The 9,330-nt window shown below is 68.2% G+C and carries 10 protein-coding genes; 6 read left to right on the top strand and 4 right to left on the bottom strand.

Annotated elements, in window-relative coordinates; all coding sequences use genetic code 11:
* Positions 1 to 560: 560 nt before the first annotated feature.
* The 4 genes from VD972_RS43200 to VD972_RS45685 form a co-directional block, all read right to left on the bottom strand.
* The gene (locus VD972_RS43200; protein ID WP_324995577.1) at positions 561 to 923 is read right to left on the bottom strand and encodes a hypothetical protein; all 363 of its coding nucleotides are present in this window, start codon (positions 921 to 923) and stop codon (positions 561 to 563) included.
* 189 nt (positions 924 to 1,112) lie between these two features.
* Positions 1,113 to 1,283 carry a hypothetical protein gene (locus VD972_RS43195; RefSeq protein ID WP_324995575.1) on the bottom strand — a complete coding sequence of 57 codons (171 nt, stop codon included), beginning with the start codon at positions 1,281 to 1,283 and terminating at the stop codon, positions 1,113 to 1,115.
* A 57-nt stretch (positions 1,284 to 1,340) separates the two neighbouring features.
* Positions 1,341 to 3,467, bottom strand: coding sequence for an acylase (locus VD972_RS43190; protein ID WP_324995573.1), 2,127 nt, complete (start codon positions 3,465 to 3,467; stop codon positions 1,341 to 1,343).
* Between the two features lie 36 nt (positions 3,468 to 3,503).
* Positions 3,504 to 3,800, bottom strand: a complete 297-nt coding sequence (locus VD972_RS45685) for a hypothetical protein (RefSeq protein ID WP_414654227.1) — start codon at positions 3,798 to 3,800, stop codon at positions 3,504 to 3,506.
* Positions 3,801 to 3,829: 29 nt separating this feature from the next.
* On the opposite strand from VD972_RS45685, the gene VD972_RS43185 reads away from it, so the two are divergent.
* The 6 genes from VD972_RS43185 to VD972_RS43160 form a co-directional block, all read left to right on the top strand.
* The gene (locus tag VD972_RS43185) at positions 3,830 to 4,651 is read left to right on the top strand and encodes a cation transporter (RefSeq protein ID WP_324995571.1); all 822 of its coding nucleotides are present in this window, start codon (positions 3,830 to 3,832) and stop codon (positions 4,649 to 4,651) included.
* An 87-nt stretch (positions 4,652 to 4,738) separates the two neighbouring features.
* On the top strand, positions 4,739 to 6,325 hold the full coding sequence (locus VD972_RS43180) for a serine/threonine-protein kinase (protein ID WP_324995569.1): 1,587 nt from the start codon (positions 4,739 to 4,741) through the stop codon (positions 6,323 to 6,325).
* Between the two features lie 33 nt (positions 6,326 to 6,358).
* Entirely contained in the window at positions 6,359 to 6,490 is a 132-nt protein-coding gene (locus VD972_RS43175; RefSeq protein ID WP_324995566.1) for a hypothetical protein, read from the top strand.
* 224 nt (positions 6,491 to 6,714) lie between these two features.
* Complete coding sequence (locus VD972_RS43170; protein ID WP_324995564.1) at positions 6,715 to 6,981, top strand: hypothetical protein; 267 nt, start codon at positions 6,715 to 6,717, stop codon at positions 6,979 to 6,981.
* 150 nt (positions 6,982 to 7,131) lie between these two features.
* A complete protein-coding gene (locus VD972_RS43165; RefSeq protein WP_324995562.1) occupies positions 7,132 to 8,238 on the top strand; it encodes a HAMP domain-containing sensor histidine kinase in 1,107 nt (368 codons plus the stop codon).
* A 106-nt stretch (positions 8,239 to 8,344) separates the two neighbouring features.
* Positions 8,345 to 9,330 (top strand): chemotaxis protein CheB (locus VD972_RS43160; RefSeq protein WP_324995560.1); only part of this gene is annotated, 986 nt, incomplete at its 3' end.

Here is a 9,330-nt window from a genome sequence, read left to right as displayed (position 1 = left end):
CGAGGCTCACTGCCGCTGGAATCAGGTCGCCGCCCTTGGGGAGACCCTCGCCAGGAGTTCAGCCCGACTTCCTGCTCTGGGAGCTCCTTCACCTACGCCAACACCCGCCGCCTGCTTCCACATGACGCCCGCCTAGAGAGGTCACGGACACAGAGCTGCGAACGCGAGCAACGGGGCTCCTCCTGCTCTCCCAGCGCAACGGCGCAACACGGACAGTAACCCTGGTGGACTTTCCGCTTCCGTCCGGGAGCACTCCACCGGGACCGCGCAAGTTCCCCCTCCATATTGCACGTATGTCGCAGGAGCCTACGGAACGCGGTTGCGCGGCAAGGACGCGATTCTGCTAGAGGTTTCGCACCGCCCGACGCGGGTTTGATTCCCGCCGCCTCCACTCAACCCGGCCCCATCCACTCGCGGTGCGCGCTCCTTCGTCGGCTCCTCCCTCTCTGTCTGCGCCGGCCCGCTCGCTTCTTCCGGCTTCGGCTCTGCCCCTCTTGAGGGAGCGACCCACCTTGGCCACTCTGCACCCGTCGGCGCCGCGCAGCTGAAGGAGCCGTGACTCAGCTGCCGGCTGGGCGGGTGCAGACGCTGCCCAGGAACCGTGCCTTGCCGATCCGCTCCAGCGTCTGCCTGGCCGCGGAGAACTGAGTGGAGCCCAGCGGCACACACAAGAGTGCGCGCTCGGCCGCTAGCGCCACCTCGAGGCCCACCGGGTGGGTGAGGATCGAGTCGATGCAGGTGACGACCCGGCCTCCCTGCTCCACATAGGCGCGGAGGTCGCGCACCAGCCGGGAGGCGGCTCCAGGCCGCAGGCCCTCGGCATCGATCAGGCGCAGGGGCCTCTCACGGTACTGGTTGCCCACCGAGACGATGGCACGCCCCACCGCCAGGCCCGAGGTCCCCGGCTGGGCGGGCACCACCACCAGCGAGGACCATGGCTCGCGCTGAGTGAGCAGCGTCCACAGGTGCAGCAGCTCAGTGCGAGGGGCACGGGAGTCAGTCTGCCCTGCACCCCGGATCGCGGCCCAGAGCGTACCGCTCCGGGGTTGGGGCCCGAATCGTCCATTGGCTCGTGCATAGGCTCGTCCAGTTCTCGGGTGGGAGTCCGGGTGTCAGCTGGCGCCATTGCCCGTGAGGACCACGGGTACCGTCTTGAAGCTCAGCGTCACCACCGGCATGCTCCCGGCGAGCAGCACCCGCTGCACCAGCGTCAGGTTCGACGCGTCGGTGTCAGGTCCGACGCACGGGCCTGACGCCCCCGGCCAGGACGGCTTGAACCGCAACGCAGTGCGCAGTCCTGAGCGCTGAGCCCTCTCCCGCAACCGGGAGAGGGAGAAGAATTACGGCCGGTAGCTCCGCTCGGCATGCGCCTTGAGCTCCGCCGGGTCGAACCACACCGGCTTGAACTGATGCTGCACGAAGAGCTGCGCCTGATCGGTGTAATGCGGTGAATCCGGCCGCGTGCTGGCCGACCCGAACGGCTGGACCGATTCCGAGCGCACCTTGCCCGCCTTGTCCCACGTCACGAACATGATGAAGCTGTCGCCGTGGCGGATCGCGAGGCGGCCGTCGGGCGCCTCGTCGTAATTGGTCGCGGCGCGGAGCGCATCCGGACTGCCATCCATCGGTAAGTCGACCTTGCCCTGGCGCAGGCGGATCAGCTCGCCGAGCGGCACGTCGAGCTTGCCGAAATGCTTCTGCAGATAGCCCGCCGCCTCGGCCATCACCGCGCGCGGATCGGGCTTGGGCTTACGCTCGTAATGGAAGCGATGGGGCGAGCGCAGGATCGAGAACGCGAGCGAGTCGGCGGGGCCCTTGCCGTCCCAGTTCCAGTCCCACTGGGAGAGCAGATCGCGCGCGTCCGCGACCAGGCTGTCGCCCTGGGGATCCACCGCGAGCAGCTCCTTGAACCACGCCTCCAGATAGCCGCCCTTGGCGACGCCGGTATCGAACTTGATCCGCTTCAATTCCTCCTCGGAGATCGAAGGCACGGCGCTCATCAGCTCCAGCGCGCGGTCACCGCGATTGGTGGTGTCGGTCTCGACGCCGAGCAAGGGCGGTTGGGGCGGGATTTCTGACCCCTGCCCCGCCGCCTGATAAGGGGAGTTGTTGGCGTTGATCAGGAAGCCCGAGGCCGGATTCACGTTGCGCGGGACCAGGCTCCACGGAACGGTGCCCGGAGCATAAGCGCGCGAGGTGTCGCCCGGCAGCACCTTCGAATAGTCGAAGCCCGGCTTCCGGTTGGGGAAGCTGGCATTGTAGAAATAGGCGATGTTGCCGGCGGCGTCGCCGTAGAGGAAATTGGTGCCGGGAATGCCCTGCATCGCCAGCGCCGCCTGCCACTGGGCGAAATCGGTGGCGCGGTTGAGCCGGTAATATTCCTCGACCATCTTGAGCTGGTCGCCGCCGCCATAGCGGATCGCATGGCTGCCGCCCTTGTTGGCGATGACCGGCCCCTGCACCGCGCGATAGACCGTCTTGGGCACCGGCAGCGCGAACGGTCCCCAGAGCTTGACCGGCAGCCAGACGCGCTGCTTCTCCAACGGCCGCCACTGGTCGTCATAGCGATAGCGGTCGCCATCGGTGACGAGCTTGTAGACGTCGATCAGGTCGGGACGGTTGACGGTGTTGGTCCAGCCGAGCGTCTTGTTGTGCCCAAGCAGCGGATAGGGCGCGCCGGGGATGAGCGCTCCAGCGAAATCCCAGCCAGTCTGCGAATGGACGACGAGCTCGTACCACGCCGCGCCGCCGCGCCAGGGCTGGTGCGAATTGGAGACGAGGCGGGTGAAGCCGTCCGCCGAGCGCTTGGGCGCGACGACGAAGGCGTTGGAGCCAGCCTGGTCCGATTCGGGCCCGAGCGGCGTGACGGCAGGCGCTTCAGGCAGCGGGCCGGCGCTTTCGATCGGCAGCGGCTTGTCGCCGGCGAGCGAACCGAGCACGCCCTCGAGCCCGAAGAAGAAGGGCGAGCGGACGACGAAACCGGTCGCGACATCCTCGCCATTGACCGGGAACAGCCTGGACAGCCGCACTTCGCCCGGATGCGTCTGGGCATAGCGGTTGAGGCCCGAGGCGTAGCCCTCGAGCAACGCGCGAACGTCGGCGGGCTGCTTCATGTAATCGCGCGCGACCGTGGCGCGGGCGCCGAGGAGGTGGACAACGAAATCGGTCTTGGCGCCGTCCGGCCCCGTGATCGCGCCGAGCCGGCCGCGGGTCATCGCCAGCACTTCCTGCAGCGTCGAGAAGTCATCCTCGGCATGGGCATAGGCAATGCCATAGGCGACGTCGGGATCGGTCTTGCCGAAGATGTGCGGCACGCCGAAATTGTCGCGGGTGATCGTCACGTCGTAGGGGTGCGCGGGCGGCGGGGCGGCGCGGGCGGCGAGCAACGGCTCCCAGGTGGCGAGCCCGATCGCGGCGGCCACGATCAGCACGCCCAGCCCGATCAGGATTCTCCGAATGATCCGCATTCCAGCCCCTCCCCCGGCCGCTGGAAAGCTCGGCCTTCAAGAAGGGGTTATCACGCTCTTGTGAGGCTTACACCTCTCAGCGGTAAGCACCGCCGCCAGAACGAGCAACGCGGCCATCGGCAGCAGCGGGCGGGACGGAAACACCACGGGGCTCGTGAGCGCCGTGACGAGCGCCCCCACTCCGAGGATCCAGCTCCGCGCCTGGTAGGCACCGCGCGCAGTGCGTGGAAGCGCCGACTCGGGCAATCCGGCACCGCACCGCCCACACACCGGAGCGCCCGTGAGGTAGAACCTCGGCAGGCGGTTCTTGGCACCGCATGAGGGGATCAACATGAGGATGGGGCATCATGGAGAGACGTGACATGAGCCCAGGTTCAGCCGAGCAGAGCGAGTTCGCAGTTCCACGGATGGACTGCCCCTCCGAGGAGCGCACGATCCGCATGGCGCTCGACGGACTCGCGCCCGTGCACGCCCTCTCCTTCGACTTGCCAGGGCGACGCCTCACCGTATGGCATGAGCAGGGTGCAGCCTCCACCATCGCCGAACGCCTGGAGCCTCTGGGGTTCGGTGCCCACCTCGTCGAGACGCGCACAGGAGCGAGCGCTCTGGCGGGCCTGCCCACCCCCGAGGCCCAGGGGGGCGCTGAAGCGCGCACGCTCTGGGCCGTCCTCGCCATCAATGCCGTGATGTTCGGGGTCGAGCTCGTCGGCGGCCTGCTCGTGCAGTCTACGGGCCTGCTGGCGGACTCACTCGACATGTTCGCAGACGCGGCGGTGTACGGCCTGAGTCTCTACGCCGTCGGACGCTCCGTCACCCACAAGGTGCGGGCTGCGCGTGTGAGTGGCGTCTTGCAGCTCGTGCTGGCGTTGGGCGCTCTCTTCGAGGTGACACGGCGTGCGTTCCAGGGAAGTGCGCCAGAGCCCACGGGGATGCTGGGCGTGGCCGCTCTTGCACTCGTGGCCAACGTCACTTGCCTGGTGCTGGTGTCGCGCCACCGCGACGGCGGCGCTCACATGAAGGCAAGCTACATCTTCTCCACGAATGATGTGCTCGCCAACCTCGGCGTCATTGTCGCGGGAGCGCTTGTCGCTTGGACGGGCTCGCGCTTTCCTGACCTTGGGGTGGGCGCCATCATCGGTCTGCTCGTCCTCTCAGGGGCGGTGCGCATTCTCCGCCTGCGCTAGCTACGCATTCGCTGACGTGATCCTACGCGTGGGGTAGGATGCGCACGGGTAGAGGGAGCGGCTCCCTCCACCCCCACGAGGCTCCCCATGGACAGACCCTCCGCACCCGCGCTGCACCCGGCACGACTTCCCCCTGGCACGCAGGTAGGGCCCTGGCGCGTGGAGGGCTGGGCCGGCTGCGGTATCTACGGCGCTGTCTATCGAGCGGTGCCCGACGCAACCGAGCACGCCACGCCCGTGGCCCTCAAGCTGGCCTTGCACCCCGGAGACCCGCGCTTCGCCCGCGAGGGAGTGCTGCTCTCACGGGTCCACCACCCCAGCGTCCCGGGCCTGGTGGCACATGGAGACTGGCAGCACCCCGGCGGCCCGCTCTACCCCTTCGTCGCCATGGAATGGGTGGACGGCGTGCCCCTGTATGACCAGGCCCGGCTGCACCCTGCCTCCTGCCAGCAGGTGCTGCACTGGCTGGCTCAGCTCGCCAGCGCCCTGGCAGCCCTCCACGCCCAAGGCCTCGTCCACCGCGACGTCAAAGGGGCCAACATCCTGGTGCGGCGCGCCGACGGCCGCGCCGTGCTCACCGACTTCGGCACGGGCATCTACCCCGGCGCCGCCACCCTCACTCCGCCTCTGTGGTTCCCAGGCACTCCAGCCTACCGCTCCCCTGAGTCCTGGCTGTTCGAGCTGCAGTTCTACCGGGAGCCCACAGCTCGCTACCACGCCGGGCCGGCCGATGACCTGTACGCGCTGGGCGTCACCGCCTGCACACTCCTCACCGGCGCGTACCCGGAGCCCGGCGAACCCACTCAGGACGAACACGGCACCTGGCACCTGGAGGCCGTGATTGCTCCCCCTGCCCTGCTGAACAACCCTCGCGTGGAGCCAAGGCTGCGTGCCCTGGTCCTGCGCATGCTCTCGGTGCGCCCCGAGGAGCGCGGCACCGCCACGGCGCTGGCAGAGGCCCTGGAGCTGGCCGCCGAGCACACTGCGCCACAGAGCGCTGAACCGTGCTTCACCGGGCAGGCCTTGCCTCCCTCAGCGCTGCCGCCAGAGGAAGCCGCTGCCGCGCCTGAGCCCGGCGCCCTGAAGCACCTGGGCGATGACGGGGTCGAAGTGCGCGCCGCCAGGCCACAGGAGCTCGCCCCGCCGATCGAGGCCCAGGAGCCACTCCCTGAGGAGTCCTCCGTGGCAACGAGCTTCGCCGGACGGGTGAGACTCCGAGCGCCCACGTGGCCTGAGTGGGCCTCGCTCGTGCTGGCATCGGCGAGTCTGGCGCTGGCCGTGTGGACGTGGTGGACCGCTCCCCAGGGTCCTCTGGAAGTGCCCTCTGTCGCTCAAGCAGAAGCGGCGGGAGGTGAGGCGCCGGACGCAGGTACCGTGGGGCTCGGCGAGGCCGCAGCCACCACGCCCCTGGAGGAAGCCTCGTCTCCCCCCACCCAGGACGGGGTCACCGAGAGCACCCTTCCCGAGCCGCTGCCTGGGCAGCTGCGACCCGACGAGAAGGGACGATGCCCTCCCAAGGGGCTGGTCGCCCTTAACGGAGGTTGCTGGGTTGAGACCGCATTGGATCGTGAAAAATGCTCGGACCATGGGGGACAGATGTTCAAGGGCACCTGCTACGAGCCCTTCATCCCTCGTGGGCGCCGCCCCAACTCCAGCTCCATGGACAAGCGGTGAGTGGAAAGCGACCCCCAGCCCTGGACGCGCTGCATGAAGTCGCAGGGGTTGGCCGATCAGGTCCGGGGGGCGGTGATGGGCCGCTTCCCCTTCAAGGGCATCCCGGTGACGCACCTGGCGCAGCTGATCGAGGCGCTGATGGCCCACCTGCCCTCGGTGCCCTAGGTGCGAGGCGTGGAGAAGGCTCCGCACGTCTCGTGAGCCTCATGACATGAAGGGCGGCATCGCATTCCTGGCTGCTCAGGAGTGCGGTGCCGTTCTTATCTCCGCTTGAGCGCTGACCTGTCCCTGCTTGACGCGTGTGTCAGATCCCTAACGAGGGCCATGGGCACGGCTCGAAGTGGCGCTTGTTTCCATCGGCTATTGGCTGATAGTTGACACAGCAACTTATGCCGCGCCGACCATCTCCGTACCGCGTCGCCTTTGGCCCAGAGGCATGGCACCAGATCGGCCAGATGCCGCACCACACCTTCCAGGCGCTTCAGGCTGCTCTAGACGCCATCGCTCAGGAAATGGACGCCGCACAGCACACCAGCGAGAGCGCAGAGCGCGAGCGGAGCATGACGGCTGCGGGGCTTGTCGTCACCTACCAGCGCGACGACACAACGCGGGCGCTCACGGTCTTGGAGATTCGCCCGGCTCTTCCCGCGCCTTGATGTTCGGTTGATCCCCTCAGAAGAGGGCCGCCTCCCTATGGGGCGGACCAGCGCTCCACTGCCTGCTCCGTTGTCGCGGGCTGGGCTTGGAGGCGCTGCCGGTGAGGGTTCTAGAGGAACAGGGCAGCCAGGCCCAAGGGAACCCTTCGCATGAGAACGCAGCGCAAGAAGCCACAACCTGAGCGTGCCAACACGGACAAGAGCCTGCGCTGGGAGCGCGAGAAGACGGACCGTAAGTACGCCAGCAGGCAGACCGAGATTGAGGAGGAGTCAGATGACGCCCTCCAGCAGTCCCGGGGAAAGGCTGATGACTCCCTACAAGCGGCCCGCGAAACCGTGGATGCGAAGCTGAAGCGGAGCAAGGCGCCCACCCAAGCGCATGAGCTCGTTTCGCTGGAGCGGGCCCATGAGGACGCCTCCTTGCAGGGAGAGCGGGCGACTGCTGACGCAGAGCTGCAAGACGAACGCATGGAGCGCAGGCGCGCCCTGGCTGCCCTCCTTCACCTGGAACGAGCAGAAACCGACACGCGGCTGCAGCTGGAGCGGACGTGCGCCGATGACGGGCTGGCGACGCGGGATCAGTTCATGGGGATGGTCAGCCACGACTTGCGCACGCTCCTCGGGGGCATCGCGCTGCAGGCGACCTTGCTCAAGGGGCAGGCGGCCGAAGACGAGGTGGGCAGGAGGACCTTACAAGCCGCCGAGACGATCCAGCGATTCACCGCACGGATGAACCGGCTGATCGGAGACTTGATGGATGTGGCCAGCATCGAGGAGGGCAGGATCCGTATCGCCCCCGCGTTGCAGGATGCGACCGCGCTCGTGCGAGAGTCCGCCGAGGCGTTCCAGCCTCTGGCCTCCAGCCAGGGCCTCTCGCTGGACGCCGAGGGCTGCGAGACCCCGCTGATGGCGAAGTTTGACCACGAGCGCGTGCTTCAGGTGCTCGCCAACCTGTTGACCAATGCCATCAAGTTCACTCCAGCGGGAGGGAGGATCTCGCTTCGAGTGGAGCCCGTGGGCCAGGACGTTCGCTTCTCCGTGGCGGACACGGGCTCCGGAATTCCGGGCCATCAACTGGAGGCGGTGTTCGAGCGTTTCTGGCAAGCCCGCGAAGACCGCAGAGGGCTGGGGCTCGGTCTCTACATCTCCAAGGGCATCGTGGAAGCTCACAGGGGGAGGATCTGGGCCGAGAGTCAGCTCGGCAAGGGCAGCACTTTCTCGTTCACACTTCCGGGGGCTCCTGCCTCATCGACCTAGTCGCGGTCTGGGCGGGCCGCGAGCAGGCGACCGAGGCCCTGCCTGGCTACGGTGTCTGGGGTGGACGGAGTGTTCAAGCTTGAAGGGCTTCCACCGGAGGGGCTGCATGGCACGACGCGACACGCATGACATCATCGTCATCGGTGCCTCCATGGGAGGAGTGGAAGCCCTCAAGGGCCTCGTCGCGCGGTTCCCCAAGGATCTGCCCGCCACCGTCTTCGTGGTTCTCCACCTGCCCTCCGGATTTCGCAGCCTGCTGCCGGAGATCCTCTCCCGCTCCGGCCCCGTGTCGGCCATCCACCCGAAGGATGGCGAGCCGCTGCGGCCCGGCTGTATCTACGTCGCGCCCAGTGACAGACACCTGCTGGTGGAGCCTGGGCGCGTGCGGGTGGTGAAGGGCCCCCGTGAGAACAACCACCGCCCGGCGGTGGACCCGCTCTTCCGCTCGGCGGCGCTCGCTTATGGGGCGCGCGTGGTCGGGGTGGTGCTCACAGGGGCGCTCAACTGTGGCACGTCGGGGCTGATCTCCATCAAGGCCCAGGGAGGCGTGGCAGTCGTCCAGGATCCGGCGGACGCCTACTGTGGGGACATGCCTCGCAGCGCACTGGAGTATGTGGCCGCGGACTACTGCGTGCCCCTGGCGGAGCTGGGAGGCCTGCTCGACCGGCTGGCCAGGACGCCCATCGACAGCAGGAAGCGTCGCCCCTCCCAGCTGCTGGAGCAGGAGGTGGGGAGCCAGCTCGCAGCCCTGGACGCTGTCAACAAGGCCCCGTCGAGCGGGAGCCCCTCGCATTTCTCCTGCCCGGACTGTGGGGGAGTCCTCTTCGAGCTGAGCGAGGAGGGACTGCTGCGCTTCCGTTGCCGCGTCGGCCATGACTACACGGGAGCGGCGCTGGCGTCCGGGCAGCAGCACACGGTGGACTCGGCGCTGTGGGCCGCGGCGCGCGCGCTGGAGGAGAAGGCCGCGCTGGCCCGGCGCATGGCCGCCGGCGCGCGCGAGCGCCAGCTCTCGTTCTCCCTCCCGCGCTTCGAGGCACAGGCCCGTGAGGCCGAGCAGCAGGCCCTGCTCGTCCGGCAGGTGGCGATGGGCAG

This window comes from Hyalangium sp. (genome assembly GCF_035629615.1).
GTDB lineage: Bacteria > Myxococcota > Myxococcia > Myxococcales > Myxococcaceae > Hyalangium.
The sequence above is the reverse complement of the archived record's forward strand: the minus strand, read 5'-3'. Positions and strand labels throughout refer to the sequence as shown.